The organism is Nocardia jiangxiensis NBRC 101359, assembly GCF_000308615.1.
Lineage (GTDB): Bacteria > Actinomycetota > Actinomycetes > Mycobacteriales > Mycobacteriaceae > Nocardia > Nocardia jiangxiensis.
In genome coordinates, this window is record NZ_BAGB01000069.1 from 1 (window position 1) to 22,926 (window position 22,926).

22 protein-coding genes and 1 pseudogene are annotated in these 22,926 nt (G+C 67.2%); 7 read left to right on the forward strand and 16 right to left on the reverse strand.

Annotated features, from left to right (window positions below; genetic code table 11):
* Window positions 1-1,071 precede the first annotated feature (1,071 nt).
* Both groL and ON40_RS30995 read right to left on the reverse strand, forming a co-directional pair.
* On the reverse strand, window positions 1,072-2,697 hold the full coding sequence (gene groL, locus ON40_RS30990; protein WP_040828580.1) for a chaperonin GroEL: 1,626 nt from the start codon (window positions 2,695-2,697) through the stop codon (window positions 1,072-1,074).
* Window positions 2,698-2,884: 187 nt separating this feature from the next.
* Entirely contained in the window at window positions 2,885-3,175 is a 291-nt protein-coding gene (locus ON40_RS30995) for a hypothetical protein (RefSeq protein WP_040828534.1), read from the reverse strand.
* Between the two features lie 114 nt (window positions 3,176-3,289).
* Between ON40_RS30995 and ON40_RS31000 the strand changes: the two genes are divergently transcribed.
* A complete protein-coding gene (locus ON40_RS31000; protein WP_040828536.1) occupies window positions 3,290-4,060 on the forward strand; it encodes a trans-aconitate 2-methyltransferase in 771 nt (256 codons plus the stop codon).
* Between the two features lie 408 nt (window positions 4,061-4,468).
* Here the strand turns inward: ON40_RS31000 and ON40_RS31005 are convergent.
* Window positions 4,469-5,170, reverse strand: a pseudogene (locus ON40_RS31005) (Clp protease N-terminal domain-containing protein); the annotation flags it as partial.
* 153 nt (window positions 5,171-5,323) lie between these two features.
* Here ON40_RS31005 and ON40_RS31010 point away from each other — a divergent pair.
* Entirely contained in the window at window positions 5,324-6,139 is an 816-nt protein-coding gene (locus ON40_RS31010; protein ID WP_040828537.1) for a serine hydrolase, read from the forward strand.
* Window positions 6,140-6,213: 74 nt separating this feature from the next.
* On the opposite strand, the gene ON40_RS54880 is transcribed toward ON40_RS31010, so the two are convergent.
* The gene (locus ON40_RS54880; RefSeq protein WP_235748778.1) at window positions 6,214-6,384 is read right to left on the reverse strand and encodes a hypothetical protein; all 171 of its coding nucleotides are present in this window, start codon (window positions 6,382-6,384) and stop codon (window positions 6,214-6,216) included.
* 4 nt (window positions 6,385-6,388) lie between these two features.
* On the opposite strand from ON40_RS54880, the gene ON40_RS54885 reads away from it, so the two are divergent.
* Window positions 6,389-6,664, forward strand: coding sequence for a hypothetical protein (locus ON40_RS54885; RefSeq protein WP_245568071.1), 276 nt, complete (start codon window positions 6,389-6,391; stop codon window positions 6,662-6,664).
* A gap of 308 nt (window positions 6,665-6,972) precedes the next feature.
* Here the strand turns inward: ON40_RS54885 and ON40_RS31020 are convergent, their stop codons facing one another.
* The 4 genes from ON40_RS31020 to ON40_RS31035 form a co-directional block, all read right to left on the reverse strand.
* Entirely contained in the window at window positions 6,973-7,326 is a 354-nt protein-coding gene (locus ON40_RS31020) for a UBP-type zinc finger domain-containing protein (RefSeq protein WP_040828583.1), read from the reverse strand.
* Complete coding sequence (locus tag ON40_RS31025; protein ID WP_040828539.1) at window positions 7,326-8,834, reverse strand: ATP-binding protein; 1,509 nt, start codon at window positions 8,832-8,834, stop codon at window positions 7,326-7,328. The genes ON40_RS31020 and ON40_RS31025 overlap by 1 nt, the downstream gene beginning before the upstream one ends.
* 14 nt (window positions 8,835-8,848) lie before the next feature.
* Window positions 8,849-10,522, reverse strand: coding sequence for an NAD(P)/FAD-dependent oxidoreductase (locus ON40_RS31030; RefSeq protein ID WP_040828540.1), 1,674 nt, complete (start codon window positions 10,520-10,522; stop codon window positions 8,849-8,851).
* A gap of 70 nt (window positions 10,523-10,592) precedes the next feature.
* Window positions 10,593-10,784 (reverse strand): hypothetical protein, encoded by a 192-nt coding sequence (locus ON40_RS31035; protein ID WP_040828541.1) that lies wholly within the window; start codon window positions 10,782-10,784, stop codon window positions 10,593-10,595.
* 234 nt (window positions 10,785-11,018) lie between these two features.
* Here ON40_RS31035 and ON40_RS31040 point away from each other — a divergent pair, with 234 nt between their 5' ends.
* Together ON40_RS31040 and ON40_RS31045 are read left to right on the forward strand one after the other, a co-directional pair.
* Window positions 11,019-11,465 carry an SRPBCC family protein gene (locus tag ON40_RS31040; protein ID WP_040828585.1) on the forward strand — a complete coding sequence of 149 codons (447 nt, stop codon included), beginning with the start codon at window positions 11,019-11,021 and terminating at the stop codon, window positions 11,463-11,465.
* Window positions 11,466-11,670: 205 nt separating this feature from the next.
* Window positions 11,671-12,318 (forward strand): SIMPL domain-containing protein, encoded by a 648-nt coding sequence (locus ON40_RS31045; protein ID WP_245568072.1) that lies wholly within the window; start codon window positions 11,671-11,673, stop codon window positions 12,316-12,318.
* Window positions 12,319-12,378: 60 nt separating this feature from the next.
* Here the strand turns inward: ON40_RS31045 and ON40_RS31050 are convergent, their stop codons facing one another.
* Complete coding sequence (locus ON40_RS31050; RefSeq protein ID WP_040828543.1) at window positions 12,379-13,407, reverse strand: beta-ketoacyl-ACP synthase III; 1,029 nt, start codon at window positions 13,405-13,407, stop codon at window positions 12,379-12,381.
* 268 nt (window positions 13,408-13,675) lie between these two features.
* On the opposite strand from ON40_RS31050, the gene ON40_RS31055 reads away from it, so the two are divergent.
* Window positions 13,676-14,392, forward strand: coding sequence for a phosphatidylserine decarboxylase (locus ON40_RS31055; RefSeq protein ID WP_040828544.1), 717 nt, complete (start codon window positions 13,676-13,678; stop codon window positions 14,390-14,392).
* Complete coding sequence (locus ON40_RS31060) at window positions 14,389-15,288, forward strand: CDP-alcohol phosphatidyltransferase family protein (RefSeq protein WP_040828545.1); 900 nt, start codon at window positions 14,389-14,391, stop codon at window positions 15,286-15,288. Before ON40_RS31055 ends, ON40_RS31060 begins: the two co-directional genes overlap by 4 nt.
* Window positions 15,289-15,292: 4 nt before the next feature.
* On the opposite strand, the gene mnhG is transcribed toward ON40_RS31060, so the two are convergent.
* From mnhG to ON40_RS31095, 7 genes are all read right to left on the reverse strand, one after another.
* Window positions 15,293-15,640 carry a monovalent cation/H(+) antiporter subunit G gene (mnhG, locus tag ON40_RS31065; RefSeq protein ID WP_040828547.1) on the reverse strand — a complete coding sequence of 116 codons (348 nt, stop codon included), beginning with the start codon at window positions 15,638-15,640 and terminating at the stop codon, window positions 15,293-15,295.
* Window positions 15,637-15,897, reverse strand: coding sequence for a monovalent cation/H+ antiporter complex subunit F (locus tag ON40_RS31070; RefSeq protein ID WP_040828548.1), 261 nt, complete (start codon window positions 15,895-15,897; stop codon window positions 15,637-15,639). Before ON40_RS31070 ends, mnhG begins: the two co-directional genes overlap by 4 nt.
* Window positions 15,898-15,956: 59 nt before the next feature.
* Window positions 15,957-16,526, reverse strand: a complete 570-nt coding sequence (locus ON40_RS31075; RefSeq protein WP_083896058.1) for a Na+/H+ antiporter subunit E — start codon at window positions 16,524-16,526, stop codon at window positions 15,957-15,959.
* Window positions 16,523-18,139: a Na+/H+ antiporter subunit D gene (locus ON40_RS31080; RefSeq protein ID WP_040828550.1), complete on the reverse strand. Its 1,617-nt coding sequence runs from the start codon at window positions 18,137-18,139 to the stop codon at window positions 16,523-16,525. The genes ON40_RS31075 and ON40_RS31080 overlap by 4 nt, the downstream gene beginning before the upstream one ends.
* Window positions 18,136-18,519: a Na(+)/H(+) antiporter subunit C gene (locus ON40_RS31085; RefSeq protein WP_040828551.1), complete on the reverse strand. Its 384-nt coding sequence runs from the start codon at window positions 18,517-18,519 to the stop codon at window positions 18,136-18,138. Before ON40_RS31085 ends, ON40_RS31080 begins: the two co-directional genes overlap by 4 nt.
* Window positions 18,516-21,401, reverse strand: a complete 2,886-nt coding sequence (locus ON40_RS31090; protein ID WP_051193783.1) for a Na+/H+ antiporter subunit A — start codon at window positions 21,399-21,401, stop codon at window positions 18,516-18,518. Before ON40_RS31090 ends, ON40_RS31085 begins: the two co-directional genes overlap by 4 nt.
* A 104-nt stretch (window positions 21,402-21,505) precedes the next feature.
* Window positions 21,506-22,831 carry a hypothetical protein gene (locus ON40_RS31095; RefSeq protein ID WP_040828553.1) on the reverse strand — a complete coding sequence of 442 codons (1,326 nt, stop codon included), beginning with the start codon at window positions 22,829-22,831 and terminating at the stop codon, window positions 21,506-21,508.
* Between the last annotated feature and the right edge of the window lie 95 nt (window positions 22,832-22,926).

Sequence of the window (22,926 nt, forward strand, 5' to 3'; positions counted from 1 at the left end):
ACACCATCTCGCGGGATTTACCCGGTTGATCGGTGAGGCAACTTTTCAAGCTTAGCGCAACCGTGGATCCCGAACCAAATCGGGGCCTCGATCAAGCTAGTGTGAGCGCCAGGCGCTCCTCGTCCAACCTCGTGTCCCGGGCCTTTCGGCTCCGGGTCGGTGTCCGTGTCGCTCTGACCTGGAATAAGTTACGCGGCAGCCGGTTTCAATGTCAAATCGCCTGGTCATACGGCCAAACCTTGCACAACGTCCACATGAACACCCTTCGAAAACAACACCTGCCGAACCGAAGTTGTCACGCATCCGGATCACCGACGCCGATATCGGCCGGATAGGTGCGGAACTTCCGCACTATTCCGAACGCGGTGCGATCAGTTCTCGCGATCTCGCCCATCCCGTGCCGACGCGTCGCGGACCGACCCGCCCGAAGCCGTCCGGTTCAGTAGCTGCAGAGCTTGACCCAGTCGTTGTCGGAGTCCTGGTTGTCCCGGGCGAACAGAGTCCGGCCCCTTCGATGAAGGGCACCGCCAAGTCGAAGTCTCCCGCCCGGAAGATCGCCCACCGCTCGTCCCGCATCCTCAGGAACCTGGCGTTCTGCGCCCCCTGAAGAAATCCCCCGAAGTCGAAGTCGTGGTCCTCGGTGACGATGTCGCCATCGATGACGTACCCGTGCTCATGCGTGTGGGCATGCAAGTGTCCCCACCCGTCCACATCGCCCGAACAGCTCCCCGAGGCGGCTCCCGCATCCGACTCCGCGGGTGCCTGCCCCGTTCCGAGCAACACCGCGATTCCGACGGACAACAAGGTGAACAGAATTCGCTGCATCGTTCCCACCCGCTCACAGACGGGCCCGGCGCCCATCGTTCGACGCTGACCACGTTAGAAGCGCAAACCCCCTGCAGCGCTTGCGAAATTCCTGATAGAGCCGATCACGGCCCCGCGCACGGCATCCGGTCCGGACGCCCGAGGACACGGGGCATCCGTCGGTCGACGGCCGCCCGCACGGCCGAAGGCCGGCCCACCCGTAGGTGGACCGGCCTTCGGTTGTAAAGCGTTGCCGGGAGGCCGGACTCAGAAGTCCATGCCGCCCATGCCGCCGGTCGGGTCGCCCGCGGGAGCGGCGGCCTTCTCCGGCTTGTCGGCCACGACGGCCTCGGTGGTGAGGAACAGGGCCGCGATCGAGGCCGCGTTCTGCAGCGCCGAACGGGTCACCTTGACCGGGTCGGCAACGCCGGCCGCCAGCAGGTCCTCGTAGACGCCGGAGTCGGCGTTGAGGCCCTGGCCGGTGGGCAGGTTGGAGACCTTCTCGGCCACCACGCCGGGCTCCAGGCCCGCGTTGAACGCGATCTGCTTCAGCGGCGCGCCCAGCGCGACACGAACGATGTTCGCGCCGGTGGCCTCGTCACCCTCGAGCTTCAGGTCGTCCAGAGCCGGAGCGGACTGCAGCAGGGCCACACCACCACCGGGGACGATGCCCTCCTCGACGGCGGCCTTGGCGTTGCGCACGGCATCTTCGATGCGGTGCTTGCGCTCCTTGAGCTCCACCTCGGTGGCGGCGCCGGCCTTGATCACCGCAACACCGCCGGCCAGCTTGGCCAGGCGCTCCTGCAGCTTCTCGCGGTCGTAGTCCGAATCCGAGTTCTCGATCTCGGTGCGGATCTGCGCGACGCGGCCCTGGATGGCATCGGCATCGCCGGCACCGTCCACGATCGTGGTCTCGTCCTTGGTGATGACGACCTTGCGGGCGGTGCCCAGCAGGTCGACGGTCGCGGTCTCCAGCGAGAGGCCGACCTCTTCGCTGACGACCTCGCCACCGGTCAGGATGGCGATGTCGGCGAGCTGCGCCTTGCGACGGTCACCGAAGCCCGGGGCCTTCACGGCGACGGACTTGAAGGTGCCGCGGATCTTGTTCACGACCAGGGTCGACAGGGCCTCGCCCTCGACGTCCTCGGCGATGATCAGCAGCGGCTTGCCGGCCTGGATGACCTTCTCCAGCAGCGGCAGCAGGTCCTTGACGGTCGAGATCTTCGAGCCGACCAGCAGGATGTACGGGTCCTCGAGGACCGCTTCCTGACGCTCGGGGTCGGTGACGAAGTAGCCCGAGATGTAGCCCTTGTCGAAGCGCATACCCTCGGTCAGCTCCAGCTGGAGACCGAAGGTGTTGCTCTCCTCGACGGTGATGACGCCTTCCTTGCCGACCTTGTCCATGGCCTCGGCGATCAGCTCACCGATGGACGCGTCGCCGGCGGAGATGGCGGCGGTGGCAGCGATCTGCTCCTTGGTCTCGACCTCCTTGGCCGAGCTCAGCAGACGGCTGGTGACGGCCTCGACGGCCTTCTCGATGCCGCGCTTGAGACCCAGCGGGTTCGCGCCGGCCGCGACGTTGCGCAGACCCTCACGCACCAGCGCCTGAGCCAGCACGGTCGCGGTGGTGGTGCCGTCGCCCGCGACGTCGTCGGTCTTCTTGGCGACTTCCTTGACCAGCTCGGCGCCGATCTTCTCGTACGGGTCCTCGAGCTCGATCTCCTTGGCGATGGACACACCATCGTTGGTGATCGTCGGGGCGCCCCACTTCTTCTCCAGGACAACGTTGCGGCCCTTGGGCCCCAGCGTCACCTTGACGGCGTCGGCGAGGCTGTTCAGACCCCGCTCGAGGCCGCGGCGGGCCTCTTCGTCATACGCAATTGTCTTGGCCATGGCGTTGTTGAGATCCTCCAGATCAGGGATTGACACGATCTGGCCAGGTTCGGTGCCCGCGACGGACGACCGATGTCTCGGCCTCACCATCCCGACCTGGCACTCATTGGTTTGGAGTGCCAGATCCCTTTTTAGCACTCGAGGGTATCGAGTGCAAGGTTGAATGACGCTGCTCGCGGGGCCGGGATCAGGTGTCGGTGACGCGCAGCGCCAAGGCGAGAAAGGCGTCGGCGCGACGCTCCTCGGGGGTGCGCGGCTCGCCGCGGTCGACAGTGACCTGCCGGGCGTCGTGCAACAGGAGTTCGGCTTCGATTCGCATGATGGCGCGGATGAACGGAGGCGCCACGTCGGGCGGGAGATCTCCGTTGACGATGTAACTACCGTCCGGGCCCGACTCGGTCTCCACATAGGAGAGCGCTCGCAGCAGGTCAACCCGTAGTTCCCCGGCGATCAGGTCGGAATCGGTGTCATCCGCCATAGCGACATCCTATCCGGACGCCTGTTGCGTAAGCGCAATTCGGCCTCTAAAGTACGTACGTACGGTTTGGTTAGGCGATGTCATCATCGATGAAAGCGACGTCAGGAGCCGCCCATGTGGGATCCCCAGCAGTATCTGGCCTTCGACGACCACCGCTCCCGCCCCTTCTACGAACTGCTCGGCCGGATCGGCGCCGAACAGCCCCGGCGTGTCACCGACCTCGGCTGCGGCCCCGGACATCTGACCTCGGTGCTGTCCCAGCGGTGGCCCGAGGCGATCGTCGAGGCATCGGACTCCGCACCGGAGATGGTCGCCGCGGCGCGCGCCCGCGGCGTCCACGCGACCCTGCTCGACGTGCGTGACTGGACCCCCGAGCCCGATACCGACGTGGTGGTCTCCAACGCCGTGCTGCAGTGGGTGCCCGGCCATCCCGCCCTGCTGGACGAATGGGCCCGCAAGCTGCCACCCGGCGCATGGCTGGCCATCCAGGTACCCGGCAATTTCGACGCGCCCTCACATCGGTGCATCCGGGAACTCGCCGCCCGCGAGCAGTGGCGCGACGCCCTCGAACCCGCGGGCCTGCTGCAACCGCGCAACGTCCTGGACCCGACCGGATACGCGACCGTGCTCGCGACAGCGGGATGTGCCGTAGACGCTTGGGAGACAACGTATCTGCAGCGCCTCACCGGTGACGATCCGGTGCTGAAGTGGGTATCGGGCACCGCGCTGCGCCCGGTGCGCGACGCCCTGGACGACACCGGCTGGGATCGTTTCGTCGGCGAACTCGCGCCCATGTTGCGCGAGGCATATCCGCAGCAGGCCGACGGGACGACCTGGCTCCCGTTCCGCCGAGTGTTCGCCGTGGCCCGCACACCCGGTGTCTGATTGCCTCCGCTTCGCTCCGGCCGAAATAGATCCGGGCCACAGCCTCGCAGCCGACGTTGCGAGGAGTGAGCGAGTCGGGCGATGTCCGGATGGACGAGAGAGGCGACCGGGATGGCCGTCACTGTCCAGGCTCTGCGTGGAGGTCCGGACCGGCGCGGCGAGGCCGCCGAGTTGCGCGTGCCCGGCGGCGTAGCAGCGCTGTGTCCCGCGGCCTGTTCCCAGCGTCGAACCGGGCTTTCAGTGCTGCGGCGGCGCGGGCGGCTGGGGTGGCATCGGAGGTTGCGCGGGCAGCGGGGGGTGCAGGCCCTGGGGGTGTTCGGGGGGCGGAGGCGGCTGGTGACCGGGGGGCGGGAGGTGGCCGGGCGGGGGCTGGTGGCCGGGTTGCGGGCCGGGCGGGGGCGGCGGGGTGAACTGGGCGAGTTGGGCAGCGATGTCCTTCTCCAGTCCGGCCTTGTCCAGGCCCAGGCCCGAGAGCAGGCCGGAACCGTCCTCGAGTTCGAGCAGGGCCAGCAGCATATGTTCGGTGCCGATGTAGTTGTGTCCCAGGCGAAGTGCCTCACGGAAGGTCAGTTCGAGGGCCTTGCGGGACTGGGCGCTGTAGGGGATGAGCGCGGGCACCTCCTCGACGGCGGGCGGCAGCGCAGCGGTGGCCACCTTGCGGACCGCGTCCAGGGCGATGCCGTTCGCGACGATCGCGTGCGCGGCGAACGAATCCGGCTGGGTGAGCAGGCCCAGGACGAGGTGTTCGGGCTGGATCTCGGCATTTCCCGCCTGACGCGCCTGCTCCTGCGAAGCCATCACGACCTCACGAGCCCGCGGGGTGAACCGCGCGAAACCGGCATTGGGGTCCATCGCGGCCGGATCACCGGAAGGTTTGGGCACGAACCGCTTCTGCGCGGCCTGCTTGGTGACGCCCATACTCCGGCCGATATCGGTCCACGATGCGCCCGCGCGGCGGGCCTGATCTACGAAATGCCCGATCAGATGGTCGGCCACCTCGCTCAGATGTCCGGCGGCGACGACCGCGTCGGACAGTTGTTCCAGCACGTCGTCGGGACGTGCGCGCTTTATGCCGTCGATCAGATCGTCGAGGCGTATTCTTTCGGTCATGCGTCAACTTTAAGTTGACCAGCGCCGCTTCGTCAACCAAAAGTTGACGATGGCTCATAGGCGACGTCGCCGGTACGGATGGATGCAATTCCCGGACCCGGCCAATACTCTGCAGAAGGCAGAAGCAACAGGACCCCACGTCGACAGGTAGATATGTCCGCATTCCGACGCTCGGCCGCCGTCGCCGCGGCCGTGGTGGCAACATTCGCGCTGCACATGCCGACGGCACCGGCACAGGCACCGGCCCTGGACCCCGCTCTGGTGACCCGCGCGGCCGCGGCCGACGCCTACGCCAAGACCCGGCCCGGCACCACCGGCATCGTCGTCTTCGACCGCCAGACCGGCGCGATCTGGCAGAACGGCAATGCGAACTACCAGGTGTGGGCCGAGTCCACCGAGAAGCTGGAGATGGTCGTCAGCCTGTTGCTGCGCAACGAATCCCACGCCATCACCCTGTCCGCGTCGGACCGCGACCTGATGCATCGCATGCTCAACGTCAGTGACGACAACGCGGCCGATGTGCTGTGGAAGCGTTACGGCGGTGCGAGTTTCGCCAAGGACCTGGGCCGCTTCGGCATGACCACGTCGAAATTCCGTGATCCGCAACCGTATTGGGGATGGATGCGGACCACCGCCGCCGACCTCGATCGCCTGATGAATTCCGCACTGGCCCAGCTCAATCCCGCGGACCGCACCTATCTGGTGAACGAGATGCGCTCGGTGGGCACCGTTCAGCAGTGGGGCGTCTGGGGTGCGGGACCGGCCGCGCAACCCGGCAACAAGGACGGCTGGTCACCCGACAATCCGGACGGCTCGTGGCTGGACAACTCCGTCGGCTTCGTCGGCCCGAACGAGCGCTACACCGTGGCCATCACCGGAAACACCGCGACGGTGAAGAACGGCGACCAGGTCGGCCGGGAAACCGCGACACACGTCGCGAGCATCCTGTTCCAGGGCTACTTCCGCTGATCCCGTGCCCGCCGCGCCGAGCAGCGCTCATCGAGCCCTGAATGATCGGTAAATGTGACGGAGCGCGCGAGCGGTTACTGCTCGGCGACACCGATCGCGACCGCGATGGGCTTGTTCTGCTCGCTCGACGCCAAGCAGACCAACCTGGCCGTACCCAGCGCGACATTCGGGCTACCGTCGAGCTTGGAACCGGGATTCTCCGCGAGCACCTTCTTCACCAGCGACGTTTCGTCCTCGATGCTCATATTCTTGAAAGTGGCGCACGTCGTGCGGGAAGCCGTGCCCAGCTTCGAATTCACCGGCGCACTCGATGCGGCCGCGGCACTACTGGTAGCGGCACGGCTCGGAGCCGCCGCGCTGCTGGCAACCGCTGAAGCCGATGCGCTCGTCGTCGACCCAGGGGCCGAACCAGCCGAATCATCCTGGTGCCCACCGCATGCGGCAAGCCCCGTCGTCAGCACACCGAGGGCCACGATCGCCGCCCCACGAGCGACGATCACCGAAAGTCGTTTCATCTACACGTAATCCCAGATGGTCGGTAACGCCGGGCCCCCCGGCGCGCTCGCAGCGTACTGTATCTTCTGCCTCCGCTTCGCTCCGGCGGGCCGCGGCCCCCGAAGGGCCGATTCTTCCCTCCTCCGCTCCTCCGCTTCGCTCCCCCGCTCCGTCAGTCCAGAATCGACCCGGGCCACGGCCTTTGGAGTTGGCGTTACCCGGAGTGGACGGGCCTGGGTGAGCTGGAGTGATTCGTCAGGCCGGAATCGACCCGGGCTACGGCCTCGGAGTCCGACGTTGTCGAGGCGTGCGCGTAGCCCGGGTGACTCCGGGTCGGGTCAGTGGACGTGGTCCTGCCAATCGCGCGGGACGCGCTCGCGGGGGCCCGGGACGGTCTGGCTGGCAGGGTGGTGGGACGGGGGTGCGAGAGCGGGGCCCTCGGAGAACATTTCGCTGCTGCGGAAGTCCCAGAACCAGTCCTCGCCGGGCTCGAAACTCTGGATGTAGGGGTGCCCGGTTTCGGCGAAGTGCTTACTGGCGTGCTGCTCGGGAGAGCTGTCGCAGCAGCCGACGTGCCCGCAGGCGGCGCAGCGCCGCAGGTGCACCCACCAGCCCTGTGCTGCTTCACATTCCGCGCACCCCGGACCACTGGGCGGGCGGCTGGGATCGATGCCCTCGATGGATTCGGCCATCATTCACCTCCGAGATTCGATTGCACGACAGAGTCACCGACCGCCTCGGCCACCGCGGCGGAACGACCCGGCGGATCGAGCGGCAGCCGGACGATGAACCGGGTGTCCCCCGGCACCGACTCCACCCGAATGTCGCCACCGTGCTTCTTGGCGACGATGCGGAACGAGATATCAAGTCCCAGACCGGTTCCCTCACCCACCGGCTTGGTGGTGAAGAACGGCTCGAAGATCCGGTGCCGCAGCTCGGCCGGAACGCCCGGGCCGGTGTCGCCGATCTCCACTACGGCACAGTCGTTCTCGCGATACGTGCGGACGGTCAGGGTGCCGCGGCCCTGCATCGCGCCGACGGCATTGTCGATCAGATTCGTCCACACCTGATTCAACTCCGCTGCGTAACAGGGCACCTGGGGCAGCGTGCGGTCGAAGTCCTTGACCACGGTGATGTCGTCGCCGATCTTGCGGGCCAACATCACCAGCGTGCTCTTGAGCAGTTCGTGGATGTCGACCACCTGGAAGGGCGCGCGGTCCATCTGCGAATACTGCTTGGCCGCATTGACCAGCGAGGACACCCGCGTGGTCGAATCGGTGATCTCGTTCATCAGCAATTCGGTCTCGACCGTGTAGTTCAGCCAGCGGATCGCGCCCTCGAACACGTTGCTGCCGCAGCCCTCCAACGTCCCGGCGACCCGCTCGAGCCAGTCGATGTCGAATCCGGCCTGGACGAACGTCGGGGCGATATCCCAGCCGTTCGCGATGCCGTGCTCGTCGAGCCAGTCGCCGAGTTCGTCCTCGCGGTCCGCGGTTTCCAGCGGAGTGAGCGTCGGGGCCTTGGCGACCTGCGTCGCGGCTTCCTCCTGCAACTGGACCAGGGCTTCGAGCGTGTCCGGGGTGAATTTGCCGTGCGCCATCATCTTCAGCTTGTGCCGCATGCCCGCGACGCGCTCGCGCAACGCCGAGGTGGCCCGCACGGCCGCGGAGGCGGGATTGTTCAGCTCGTGGGTCAGGCCCGCCGACAGCGAGCCCAGCGCGAGCAGCCGCTCCCGCTGGCCGATGATCTCGTTACTGTTCCGGTTGCCGAAGAACACGCCCTCGAGCAGATGCAGGGCCATCGGGAACCATTCCTGCATCATCTGCGCGAATATCGCCGCGTCGAGCACATAGAAACGCGAAGGCTCGGTGATGTAGAACGAGTTGGAGTAGCTCTGATCCACCTTGTCCGCCATGTAGGCGGTCCACGCACCGGCATACGATCCGCGGTGGCTGGTGCGCACCAGTTCGATCTCCTCGCCGCCGGACTGCTTGGTCAGTACGACCTCGCCCTCCATCAGCACATAGAAGCAGGTCGCGGGCTCGCCCTCGCGGAAGACCAGGCCGGGTTCGAAGGTTTCCATCCGGCCGTCGCGGCACAGCCAGGCCAGCTGTTCGTCGTCGAGCCTCTCGAACAGGAACAGTGTGCGCAATTCCTGGGGATCGCAGATCACATCGGCGCTCTCGGCATTGTCGGTCACGGCGCACACCTTCCTTACTGCTTGGCGATGTATCGGTGGACGAGCATGACCGCCATCGCGCCCTCGCCCACGGCCGAGGCGACCCGTTTGGCCGATTCGGAACGCACGTCACCGGCGACGAAAACACCGGGAACGCTGGTCTCGAGATGATGCGGCGGCCGCGGCAATTCCCAGCCGGACGGGCGGTTGCCGTCCACCATCAGGTCCGGACCGGCCAGCACGTATCCAGCGGCGTCCCGGGTGACGATGTCGTCCAACCAGTCGGTCTCCGGTGCGGCCCCGATGAACAGGAACAACCGCTCGGCATCCACTTTTTCTTCCGCGCCGGTGGCATTGTTGCGCAGCACGAGCCGTTCCAGATGCCCCGCGCCATCGGCCGCGACCACCTCCGTGCAGGGGTGCACGACGATGTTCTCGAGCTGCTCGATCTGCTGAATCAGATAGTGCGACATGGATTTCTCCAGCGAGTCCGCACGAATCAGAATGTGCACGGTGCAGGCGTGCCGGGACAGGAACACCGCGGCCTGCCCCGCCGAATTCGCGCCGCCCACGATGTAGACGTCACGATCGGCGCAGTCGGCGGCCTCGGTCATCGCCGAACCGTAATAGACGCCGCGGCCGGTGAATTCGTCCACGCCGGGCGCCGGGTGGTGCCGGTAGTTGACCCCGGTCGCGATCAGGACCGCATGCGCCGAAATCGAACTGCCGTCGTCGAAATTCACCATCCGCGCCGAACCGCACACCTCCAGGCCGACCACCTCGCGCGCGGTGATGAGTTCGGCCCCGAATTTGACCGCCTGACGACGGGCGCGGTCGGCCAGTTGCGCACCCGACAGACCGTCGGGGAATCCGAGATAGTTCTCGATCCGCGAACTCTGCCCCGCCTGACCGCCGGTCGCGGTGCGTTCGACCAGGACCGTGCGCAATCCCTCGGACGCGCCGTAGACGGCCGCACCCAGGCCCGCCGGACCGCCGCCGATGACGATCAGATCGTAGAATTCACCGGTCGGATCGGTATTGAGCCCGACGCTCGCGGCCAATTCACTGTCCGAGGGGGCCAGCAGCGCCTTACCGGCCGCATCGATGATCACCGGGCAGTTGTCCGCGGACGCGCCCGCTGCCTGCAGCAGTCGCGAGCCCTCCGGTTCGTCGGCCAGATACCAGCGGTACGGCAGCTGATTGCGGGCGAGGAATTCCCGCACCTGCGAACTGCGCGCGGACCAGCGGTGACCGATCACCTTGGTCTCGTGCACCGGGCGATGTTCATCGCCGCGCCACGCCTCGAGCAGCGCGTCGACCACCGGATACAGCTTCTCCTCCGGCGGATCCCACGGCTTGAGCAGATAGTGGTCCAGATCCACGACGTTGATCGCCTCGATGGCGGCATTGGTGTCCGCGTACGCGGTCAACAGCACGCGCCGGGCATACGGATGCAGGTCCATGGCCTGCTCCAGGAATTCGATGCCGTCCATTCCGGGCATCCGGTAGTCGGCGATCAGCACGGCGACCGGCTGACCGCGCAGCTTCAACTCGCGAAGCGCGTCCAGCGCCGAGGCGCCCGATTCCGCGCGCAGAATCCGGTAGTCCCCGCCGTACCGTCGCCGCAGATCACGCACGACGGCGCGGGAGACACCCGGGTCGTCGTCGACGCTGAGGATTGCCGGTTTGGCGGCAGCTGGTGAAGTCACCTCATGAGTATGGGCGGTTCGGACAAGTACGGCGCATTTCTTTCGCTGACAGCAGTACGGGAAGGGAAGATCATGATCTGCGCGGCCCGCGGTGTTCGACGATATCCCGCTCGGTCGGCGTGAGCAGCCGCTCGAGTCGTTCTTCCAGATCGGCCCGCGCACGTTTGCCGTGTATGCGCGGGAGATGGATGTGCTCGGTCTCGGAAACCGGAAGCAGCGGAAGGGATTCCGCCTGCAGATGCAGGAGCGTACGCAAATTCACGGCCGATCACCTCACATGGGACGGGACATACTCCAGTCGGTTGCTTCGTTGCCTGCCGTAATCTCTATCTGCCATTGTGCGTCGGTTATTACCGATTGGGGCAGTATTCACATCGGAATGTGATCCAGTTGATCTTCAGTCCTCGGGTGACCCGGCTCACCGATCGCGGTGGGCGACACCACCAGTAGGATTCCTGGTACCGACAGTTACACCGTCACACGCCCGGAGGCGACGTTGCCGAAACCCCTGGAAGCCACCATCGAGATCGCCGCGCCGCCGGAGCGGGTCTGGGCGGTGCTGACCGACCTGAAGCGGATGCCGGAGTTCAGCCCGAACACCGTCCGGATGATGCCGCTGGGCGCCGTGCGCGCCGGCACCTGGACGATCAACCTGAATCACGATACGTACTACTACCCCACCACCTCCCGGATCGTGCGCTTCGAACCCGACCGCGCCTTCGCGTTCCGGATGAACGAGAACCGCACGATCTGGAGCTACCTGCTCGAAGCCACCGATTCGGGCACTCGCCTCACCGAGCGCCGCGACATCCCGCACGGCGTCCGCAAACCGGTCCGGATCATGATCGCCACCTTCCTCGGCGGCGAGGAACAGTTCGAAACCCGCCTGATCGCCGGCATGAGCGAAACCCTGAGCAAGATCAAATCGGCCGCCGAGCGCTGACTCCCGGGCGGCAACGCCGACACACCCCGCACCGAAACGTCGCCGCACACCCGAACATTCAGGCAAACTACGTCGACCACAAATGTTTTCGGCGCGGCTCGTCCTTCGGGCGCCGAAAACCTGCCGGAGCGAAGCGGAGGCCGAAGACACTGTGCGACGACGAATCACAGGCCCTGTTGCCGTTCTCGCCGGGACCGTTGCCCTGTTGTCCGGTTGCGGGAGTTCGGATTCCGCTCCCGCGCCCGGCCGGGACGTCACGGTGATCGGGTCGGGGGAGGTGCAGGGGACGCCGGACACGCTGAACTCCGATCTCGGAGTGGAGGTGACCGCGCCGGACGTGTCCACCGCGATCTCGACCGCGAGCACCAAGGCCAAGGCGGTCATCGATGCCATGGTCGCCGCGGGAGCCAAACGGGAGGACATCCGCACCACCGGTGTCTCGGTGCAACCGCAGTACGGCCCCGACCAGACCATCACCGCGTACCGATCCAGCAATACCGTGCACGTCGCGGTGCGCGATCTGACCAAGGCCTCGGCGATCCTCGGCGCGGCGACGCAGGCCGGCGGTAACGACACCCGGGTCGACTCGGTCTCGTTCGCGCTGGACGACAATTCCAAACTGCTCGCCGACGCCCGCGCCCGCGCCTTCGCCGATGCGAAATCGCGGGCCGAGCAGTACGCGGTGTTGTCGGGGCTGAAGCTGGGGACGGTCAAGACCATCCACGAGACCAGCAGCGGCGACACCACTCCCTCGCCCTCGCTGCACAAGCAGGCCGCCGTGCCGGACATTCCGCTGGAACCGGGTACGCAGACGGTGGCGTTCAACGTCACCGTCACCTGGAACCTGGACTGACCCGAGCCCCAACCCCAACCAGCACAGGCGATCTGCGCTAATTACGAGCGAACCGCCGCACTACTGCCAGTTGGGGAGTTTCACTACCTGGGCGGCATAGGACAATCCGGCGCCGAAAGCGACCAGCAGCGCGTCGGCGCCGGGTTTGGTCTCTCCAGACCGCAGCAGTGCCTCCATCGCCAGCGGAATCGACGCGGCCGAGGTGTTCCCGGTGTGCTCGATGTCGTTGGCCAGCGCGGTGTCCTGCGACAGTTTGAGTTCGCGGGCCATGATCTCGATGATGCGGCCGTTGGCCTGGTGCGGAACCATCGCGTCGATATCGGCGGGGGTGAGTCCGGCGCGGTCGATGGCGTCCAGGCAGACGGTCTTCAATGAGTGCGCGGCCCAACGGAATACCGCCGTGCCTTCCATCGCCAGGTACGGCCGTACCGCATCGAGGCCCTTCTCGTCGATCTCGGCGAAGAACTCCATCCAGTCCTTGTCCTGCCGGATCGCGCGATGCTGGGTGCCGTCCGAACCCCAGACCGTCGGGCCGATACCCGGCTCGTCGGACGGGCCGATCACCACCGCGCCCGCACCGTCGGCGAACAGGAACGCGGTGCCGCGATCGGTCGGATCCACCGTGTCGGTGAGCCGCTCGACGCCGATCACCAGCGCGTATTTGGCGGTACCCCCCTTGACCAGATCCGAGCCCACCGCGAGGGCATGGCAGAACCCGGCGCATCCGGCGGAGATGTCGAACGCGGCGGGATGGTTCATCCCCAGTGCGGTGGCGATCTGCGGGGCCGCGGCCGGAGTGAGCAGCAGCCAGGTCGACGTCGCCACGATGACGCAGTCGACGTGCTCGGGCGAGATCCCGGCGGCGGCGAGCGCGTCGCGGCCCGCCGCCGCGCTCATCTCGATGATGGTCTCCGCATCCGAGGCGAATCGCCTGGTCCGGATGCCGGAGCGGCTGTGGATCCATTCGTCGCTGGAATCTATCAGCCCGGCGACCTCGTCATTGGTGACGACTCGGGCTGGGCGGTACACGCCGAGCCCGAGCATCGCGGTGTGCTCAGCCCCTTCGACCTGGGCGAGTCGAGCAGCCATCGTGCTCCTCCTCTGTGTACCTACGCGGCTTCCTTCATCGGGCCTCGAACGACCGGTCGCGAAACGGTAGACATGAGGCCCCCTCATATTATCCCGAACTCTAGCGTCAGGTAGAGGAAAGTCACAAACGATTCCGCTGTGTCCCGTTCGCCGCCGGTTTGCGGCCTGCCCCGGGACGGCCCTGTTCCCGTAAGGTGTGAGCGCGGTCCGAGACGAATACGTCACGCACACCCGCGACAACCCCTGTCCATGCACGAAAGAGGAGCCCGTGGCCCGCCGCCCCACCCCGCCCGGCACGCCCGAACAATCCGGACTCGGCCATCTCGCCGACCTGGTTCGCGCTGCGATTCCGCCGCTGCACCCCGCCGGTCTGCCGTTCGTGGCAACACCGCTGGCGGTGGCGCTGGTGGCACGGCGACGCAAGTGGGTACGTCGCGCGGGGATCACCGTGGCCGCGGCCTCGGCCGCGTTCTTCCGGCATCCGCACCGCGTCCCGCCGAACCGGCCCGGCGTCGTTGTCGCACCGGCCGACGGTGAGGTCGCCCTGGTCGACACCGCGGTACCGCCCGCCGAACTGCATCTGGGCGATGGCGAGGTGCCGCGGGTGAGCATCTTCCTGTCGGTACTGGACGTCCACGTGCAGCGCATGCCGGTCTCCGGCATCGTGCGCGAGATCGCCTATCGGCGTGGACAATTCCGTTCGGCCGATCTGCCCGAGGCGAGCTCGGTGAACGAGCGCAACACCATGGTCGTCGAGACCGCGGCCGGACAGCTGATCACGGTCGTGCAGATCGCCGGACTGCTGGCCCGACGGATCGTGTGCGACGCCAAGGCCGGTGACAAGCTCAGCATCGGCGAGACCTACGGGCTGATCCGCTTCGGCTCCCGCGTCGACACCTACTTCCCGGCCGGAACCCAGCTGCTCGTCGAACCCGGGCAGCGCACCATCGGCGGGGAGACGGTGCTCGCAGAACTGCTGTCATGATCGAGAAGGCCGCGATCGTCCAGGGACGACGCAGAACGGTTCGACTGCTTCCCAGCATCGTCACGATCCTGGCGCTGTGCGCGGGCCTGTCCGCGGTGAAATTCGCGCTGGACGGCTCCCGCGAGGTCGCGCTGGCGATGATCGGCGCCGCCGCGGTGCTGGACACGCTCGACGGGCGGCTCGCGCGCCTGCTCGACGCCACCACGAAGATGGGCGCGGAACTCGACTCACTCGCCGACGCGATCTCCTTCGGCGTCGCGCCCGCGCTGGTGCTGTACGTGTCGTTCCTGCAGAAGAACAGCGTCGGGTGGATCATCGCGCTGATCTACACGGTCAGCCTGGTGCTGCGGCTGGCCCGGTTCAACACCCTGCTGGACGACGACAACCGCCCGGACTGGCAACGCGAATACTTCACCGGCGTGCCCGCACCCGCGGCCGCGCTGACCGTGCTGTTGCCCGTCGCGGTGCACGAGCAGTTCGGCAACGGCTGGTGGAATTCGCTTCCGGCGATCGTGGTCTGGACGGTTTTCACCGCACTGCTGGCCGTGAGCACCGTCCCGACGCTGGCGATGAAGTCGGTATCGGTCGCGCCGCAGGCCGCGGCACTGCTGCTGGTCCTGGTCGCGCTGATCGCCGCCGCGCTGGTCACCTATCCGCTGATCCTGCTGATCGTGCTGGTCGTGGTGTATCTGGTGCACATCCCGTTCGCCTGGCGTTCGGCCCGCTGGGTCGCCGCCCGTCCGGAGACCTGGCACCACAAACCGGCCGAACGCCGCGCCCAGCGTCGCGCCACCCGTCGCCGTCCCGCGCTGCCGCCGCTGCGCGGGTCCACCGCGCGCCTGCGCCTGCGCCGCCCCGGCGGCCGGAACTTCCCGGAGGACACCCCGCCGCGCTGAGCGGTCACTCCCGGTCGTCGTCGCCGAGTTCGTTGATCAGCAGCAATCCGTCGCGGCCGCGCTGTTCGCGGTAGGCGGTGCGGCCGATCAGATGGGCTACAGCGGGGGCGGTGACGAGAGTGAACAGGCCCACCAGCACGAGCATCCAGACGTTGCCGTGCCCGCGCAGCTGGACCGATGCGCCGATCAGGATCATGATCAGACCGACCACCTGCGGTTTCGTCGCGGCGTGCATGCGCGACAGGGTGTCCGGGAAACGCACGATCCCGATGGCCGCGGTCAGGGCGAAGGCCGAACCGAGCAGGATCAGTACGCAGGACACCCAGCGCAGGACGGTGTCGAACCAGCTCATCGGTCGTCCCGAACGCGGAAGCGGGAGACCGCGGCCGAGCCGAGGAAACCGACCAGGGCCAGCGCCACGATGCCGGGCAGCACGGTGGCGTCGTTGCTGTACGCCGCCCAGACCGCCAGGCCCGAGGCGGTGATGGCGACCAGCGAGTCGACCCCGACCACGCGGTCCAGTGTGCTGGGTCCGGCCAGTACGCGGTAGCCGGTGAGCAGGGCCGCGCTCGCCAGCAGAACGGCCGCCACGATCGCGACGATCGTCATGATTCCTCCTGTGTCGTGCGTTGCTCCTGGAGCGTGTGCTGCCTGGTTCGCGTGATCATTCAGCGCTCCTCGGGCGGCAGGGGTTCGGGACGCAGGGTCTCGTGCCATTCCCCGGGACGTTCGAAGGATCGGATCAGCAACTGCTCGAGCCGCCGGGTGGTGAAGTAGAACCGCTCCACGGCCTCGTCACTGCCCACGTCGAGCACATGCACCCAGATGGTGTGCGTCGTCCGGTCGATCTCCAGCACCATGGTGCCGGGAATCAGATTCAGCACGTCGGCGCACAACACCATCACCAGCGGTGAGCGGATCGTCATCCGCACCCGTAGCACACCCGAGACCGGCGAACCCGACGGCCGCACCGCGAACCAGGCGATCTGCAGACTCGACTCGAGCGCGTAATACACGCCGACGATCACCAATTCCAGCAGCGAGAGCGGATGCAACCGCCCGGACACCGGCACCCGCGGCAACGGCAGCAACAACATGATCACCGTGCCGATCACCAGTCCGGCCACGATATTGCCGACGCTGAAATCCCCCCACAGCGCGGTGTACACGATCGCCAGCCAGATCAGCCCGCCCAGGCGGACCAGACGATCGCGGCTCAGCACCGTCGACAGGCTCATCTCGCACCACCCGCCTGCGCGGGTTCCGGAGAATGCAGAACCGTTGTGAGGTAGATGTTCCGATCCATCAGATCGCCCGCGGTGCGCGTCGCGATGTTCAGGATCGGCCCGGCGAGCACGGTCAGCGCGACGCCGACCGCGATCAGCGCGACCGTCGGCATCAGCATCAGCCGCGGCATCCGCCCCGGATCGGGACGTTCGTCGAACAGCATGTCGACCGATTCGTCGATCAGCGCCGAGGGCGCGGCGTCGGCCAGCTCGCCCTCGGGCGCCTGGGCGCGCGGGCGCCAGAACGCCTTACTCCACACCCGCGCCATCGCGTACAACGTCAACAGACTGGTCAGCACCGATCCGGCGACCAGAATCCAGGACAGCGCACTGCCGTCGGCGACGCCGGCCTCGAGCAACGTCACCTTGCCCAGGAAGCCCGAAAACGGTGGAATACCACCGAGATTCAGCGCCGGAATGCCGAACAGCACCGCCAGCGCCGGACTCGCGGCGAGCAACCCGCCCAGTCGTTCGAGCGACGCGGATCCGGCCTGCCGCTCGATCAGTCCGACCACCAGGAACAACGTGGTCTGCACCAGAATGTGGTGTGCCACATAGTAAACCGTCCCGGCCAGACCCAGCGCGGTGTTCAGCCCGATGCCGAACATCAGATAGCCGATATGGCTCACCAGCGTGAACGACAACAATCGCTTGATATCGCTCTGCGCGATCGCGCCCAGGATGCCCAGCACCATGGTCAGCAGACCGCAGATCAGCAGAATCCGGTCGAAATGCGCGGACGGGAACAACAGGGTGTGCAACCGGATGATCGCGTACACACCGACTTTCGTCAGCAAACCGGCGAAGACCGCGGTCACCGGCGCGGGCGCGGTCGGATAGGAATCGGGCAGCCAGTTCGACAGCGGGAACACCGCGGCCTTGATCCCGAACGCCACCAGCAGCACCGCGTAGATCGCACTGCGCACGCCGCCGGGCACCGAACCCATCCGCTCGGCCATCTGCGCCAGATTCAACGTCCCGGTCGCCGCGTAGGCCAGGGCGATACCGGTCAGGAAGATCAGTGAGGAGACCATCGAGACCATCACGTACGACACACCGGCGCGCACGCGTTCCGCACTCGCGCCGAGGGTCAGCAGCACGAACGACGCGGCCAGCAGCACCTCGAATCCGACGAACAGATTGAACAGGTCGCCCGCCAGGAAGGCGATCGAAACCCCCGCGCTCAGAATGAGATACGTCGGCTGGAAGATCGAGGTCGGCTGGCGTTCGGCGCCGTCGCTGATACCCTGCCCGACCGCGTAGACGAGCACCGCGAGCAGCACGATCGAGGACACCAGCAGCATCGCCGCGGACAATCGGTCCACCACCAGGGTTATCCCGATCGGGGTGTGCCAGTTGCCGACCTGGATCGCGGCCATCCCGTTGCGGTCGGCCAGGTACAGCAGCATCCCCGCGACCGCCACCACCGCACTCAGCGCGATCACCGAGATCGTCTGCTGCACTCGGGGGCGTCGTCCGGTGATGAGCGACACGGCGGCGGTGAGCATCGGGATCAGCACGGGAAGCGGAGCCAGACGCAGGATCAGATCGGGCGGCAGAGTCACTGTTCGGGATCCTCCCCTTCGCGGCGCTGCGCGACCTTCACGTCCTCCGGATCGTCCTGGACCTGTTCGGTGGTGGTCAGGGCGTAGGAGCGGTAGGCCAGCGCGAGCACGAAGGCGGCCAGGCCCATGGTGATCACGATCGAGGTCAACACCATCGCCTGGGCCAGCGGATCGGACGTTCCGTGATGCACTCGATCGGTCTCGCCGAGGATCGGCGGCAGGCCGTCCGGGCCGCCGACGGTCAGCAGCAGCAGATTCACCGCGTTGCCGAACAGGATCATGCCGAGCAGCATCTTCGACACCGCCCGCTCGAGCACCATGTACACCGCGCAGGCGACGGTGATGCCGATCAGGACGAGCAGGGTGATGTTGGCAGTCATCGGGCCTCCTGTACCGGGTCGGGCGGGAACACCGCGGCGGTGTCGTCGACGTGCGGCGCAGTCGACGGGACGGCGGGCTCCTCGGTGTCCAGCCGCGCGCCGAGGCTGCGCAGCACGTCCAGGACCAGCCCGACCACGATGAGATAGACGCCCAGGTCGAACAGCATCGCGGTGACCAATTTGACGTGTCCGAAGAACGGCACGGTCACCTGGATGATCGCCGAGGACAGCGGTGGCGCGCCCAGCAGCAGCGATCCGGTCGCGGTCCCGGCGGCCAGGGCCAGACCCGCACCCAGCAGATGTCCGGCGTCCACCGGCAGCGCCTCGGCCAATTCGTACCGCCCGCCCGCGAGATAGCGCAGGACCAGGGCCAATCCGGCGGTGAGGCCACCGGCGAATCCGCCGCCGGGCGCGTTGTGGCCGGAGAAGAAGAAGTACGCCGACAGGACCATGATCGTCGGGAACAGCAGGCGGGTGGTCATCGCCAGCACCATCGAGCGATGTCGTCGGGCGACCAGCGGTGAGGCGGTCAGCCAGTAGCTGCGGCTGGGGTCGGGGGTGTAGCCGGGGGCGTCGGCCACCCGCGGCAGCGTGCCGAAACGGCGGCTGCGGAACATCAGGGAGGCGACGCCGGTCGCGGCGACCAGCAGGACCGAGATCTCGCCGAGGGTGTCCCAGGCGCGAGTGTCCACCAGCAGGACGTTCACCGCGTTCTTCCCGCCACCGAATTGGTATGCGGCCGAAGGGATCTGATGCCAGATCGGCTCGGTGCCGCGGGCGGCGATGGCGAAGGCGGCCAGCACCGCGACCGTCACGCCGACCAGCGCGGCCAGCATCGCGCGGCGCACCTTGAACTTCGCCGGGCTGTCCACCTCCGCGGGGAATTTGCGCAGCACCAGCACGAAGATCACCAATGTCAGTGTCTCGACCAGGAATTGGGTCAACGCGAGGTCGGGCGCGCCGTGCAGGGCGAAGATGCAGCCGCAGCCGTATCCGGTCACACCGACCAGCAGCACCGCGGCCAAGCGATTGCGCATCACCGTCGCGCCCAGCGCCATCATGCTCATGATCACCGCGATCACCAGCTGCCACGGTGAATCCCACAGCCGCAGTGAGATTTTCGAGCGGGCACTGGCGACGAGCATCGCGACGGGCAGGATGATCAGGGTGATCAGGATCAGCGCCTGGTTCAGCGGAAGCGAACCGCGCTGTGTCGCACCGGTCATGCGCAGGGAGAGCTGATCCATCGCGCGCAGGGTCGCGTCGTAGACGCGGTCGGCGTTACCCAGCCGCGGCGTCGCGGATTCGCCGATGTGGTCGCGGATCTCGAACAGCAGCAGACCGCAGGCGATGGCGATCATGGACAGGGTGAGCGGTTGCCCCCAGCCGTGCCAGAGCGCCAGATGGGTGGGTTCGGGGCCCGGCAGCGTCTGCGCGTAGGGCCGCAGCAGCCGATCGAGCCAGGGTGCGCCCAGCGCGGCGACCAGACTGCCCAGCGCCAGCAGGCTCGCCGGGGCGACGAACGCGAAACTCGGCCGGTGCCAGGATATTTCACGCTCGGGAACGTCCTCGGAACCGCGCGAGCGGGCCTTGCTCCCGAATGCGCCCCACAGGAACCGGATGCTGTATCCGACGGTGAACATCGACCCGACCACCACGCCGAGGGTCTCCGCGATCTTCACCGGCCCGGACAGATCGCTCGCGCCCATGATCGCGGCCAGCGCGCTCTCCTTGCCGACGAAGCCGAACAGCGGCGGAATGCCCGCCATGCTCAGCGCGGCCAGGATCGCCGTCCCGCACAGCAGCGGCGCGCGCCGCCCGAGCCCGGACAGCCTGCGCATATCGCGAGTGCCGGCACTGTGATCGATGACGCCGACGACCATGAACAGGCATGCCTTGAACATCGCGTGCGCCACGATCATCGCCGCACCGGCCAGGGCCGCATCCGGCGTGCCGATGCCGACCAGCACCATCATGAAACCCAGCTGACTGACCGTGCCGAAGGCCAGCACCAGTTTCAGGTCGTACACCTGCAGCGATCGCAGACCGGCCAGGATCATCGACAGCAGGCCCAGGGTGAGCAGGATCGGATGCCAGGGCGCGGAGACCGCGAACACCGGCGCCAGGCGCGCGACGAGATACACACCGGCCTTCACCATCGCCGCGGCGTGCAGATAGGCGCTGACCGGCGTCGGCGCGGCCATCGCACCGGGCAGCCAGAAGTGCAGCGGCACGATCGCCGATTTGCTCAACGCGCCGATCAGGATGAGCACCACCGCGACGCCGGTCGACCAGGAGTGCGGATCGGCCCGGTGCACGACCTCCGAAAGGCGGTAGCTGCCGCAGTCCTCGCCGACCATGATGATGCCGACCAGCATCGTCAGCCCGCCCGCACCGGTCACCAGCAGCGCCTGCAGAGCCGCGCGACGGCCCGCGATCTGGTCGGCGTGATGGCCGACCAGCAGGAAGGACAGGACCGTCGTCACCTCCCAGAAGGTGAACATCAGAATCATGTTGTCGCTGGTGACCAGGCCGAACATGGCCCCGGAGAAGGCGACCATGTACCCGGCGAAGATGCCGAGGCGCTGGCGGTCGTCATCGTCGAAGTAGCTCGCGCAATAGGCCAGGATCAACGTCCCGATGCCGAGCACCAGCACCGACAGGATGCAGGCCAGCGAATCCAGGCGCAGATCCAGATCCATATGGATGCTCGGAGCCCACTCGATGCGCACGACCTGTCCGTCGTTCCAGTGCGCGAGTACCCAGACCAGGCTGCCCAGCGGGGCCAGGGCCAGCGCGTAGAAGCCGCGTCGACCGAGCATCCGGACGCACGGCGGCGCGAAGAGAGCGGCGACGGCATGTGCGAGCAGGATGGCGAGCAAACATCACTCCGTCGGTCGGGGGCGGGGTGGAGTGGGGCCGAGTTTACTTGGCGTCACAGGCACCCCCTCGCCACGACCAGCGGACATCCGGCCTGCTATGCAATTTAGCTATCTTTAGGCAATTCTTCGGAATCCACAGGTTTCTGCGGCGTTCCGGTGATTTTGCGCCAATGCCGCAGGGCCAGCAACGACAGCGCACAGCAGACCGTGATGGCCAGGGCCATCCAGTACGCGACGGCCGACTGTGCCATCGGCGGGGGGCCCGAACTCCAGTGCGTGCCGCCGATGACCGCGGCGCCGAATTCCCCGCGACCGCGGACCGCCAGCACGACCGAGGACCCCAGGACGATCGCGACGCCCAGGACCCGGGTCGGGTTGTAGCGCGGCGCCGCACAGCCGAAACTGAATCCGCCCGTGAGCGCCAGGGCCGCGCCGATCGCCGCGACGTGCAGGCGGCCGTGATCACCGGAACTCAGCGCACCCACCACCGCCAGGAGCGCCAGTGCGGCCATCGCCAGCAACGGCGCGGGAAGGCGGAAACCCAGCAGGATCCCCACCGCCAGCAGAACCACCAGAATCCAGGCCGACCAGCCCGGCACCTGCGTCGGGACGATCGCGCTGCCGACCGAGGAGAGTGCGACCGCCAGCAGTACGAGGGTGCCGTCCCGACGTGGCAGCAACATGGCCGCAATCATTGCGGTGACGGCCGTCAGCGCGACGGCGAGCACGATGTCGAAGCCGCTCGCGGTCCGGCCGGCCAGCCATTGCGCGCCGAACAGGGCCACGCCGATATAGAGCATGCCCGCCACGATCGGCGCCATCGGCAGCTCGACCGCACGCCGCTCGATACCGGTGCGCCGCCGGTTGACCAGGGTGCCGATGGCGACCAGCACCAACGTCGCCTCGATCAGCCACAGCGGCGGGTAGTCCACCGACGGCAAGTGCGCGGGAACGGGTTCGAACGGATTCGCGGCGTGCGCCACCGGCAGCGCCGCGGAGACCACGAAGCTGGTCAGCGCCCCCAGCGTCCAGCCGAACACCTGCATCCGCCCGCGCAGCACCGCGGCCGCGATTCCGCCGAGCAGCATGCCGCCCGCGATCGAATCCACGAAGTTCAAGGTGGACAGCGGTGCGACCGGACTCGCGCCGTGGCCCGCGAGATGGTTGATCAGCATGATCACCACTCCGGCCAGAGCCGACCCCCAGGCCGCGAGCGCATGGTTGATCGTCGTGGCGAACACCGCGATCAGCACCGCGATGATGGCCCCGACCGCGATTGCCCGCGGCACGCTGAACGCGAGCATATCCAGTTGCAACGGCGTCGATTCCGACGACCACGCGAAGTCGATCGGGAGTAACAGCGACATCCCGGCAACCAGCGTGGACACGAAGGCCGTGACCATCTCCACTGCCGCATGAGGAGTGCGCACCAGGCAAAACTACCTGTGATGCGAATCATGTCAGTGGGTGACGTGCCGGGTACGTACAGTTCGCCCGGTCCGGGTCGGATGTCGGCTGTGCGTCG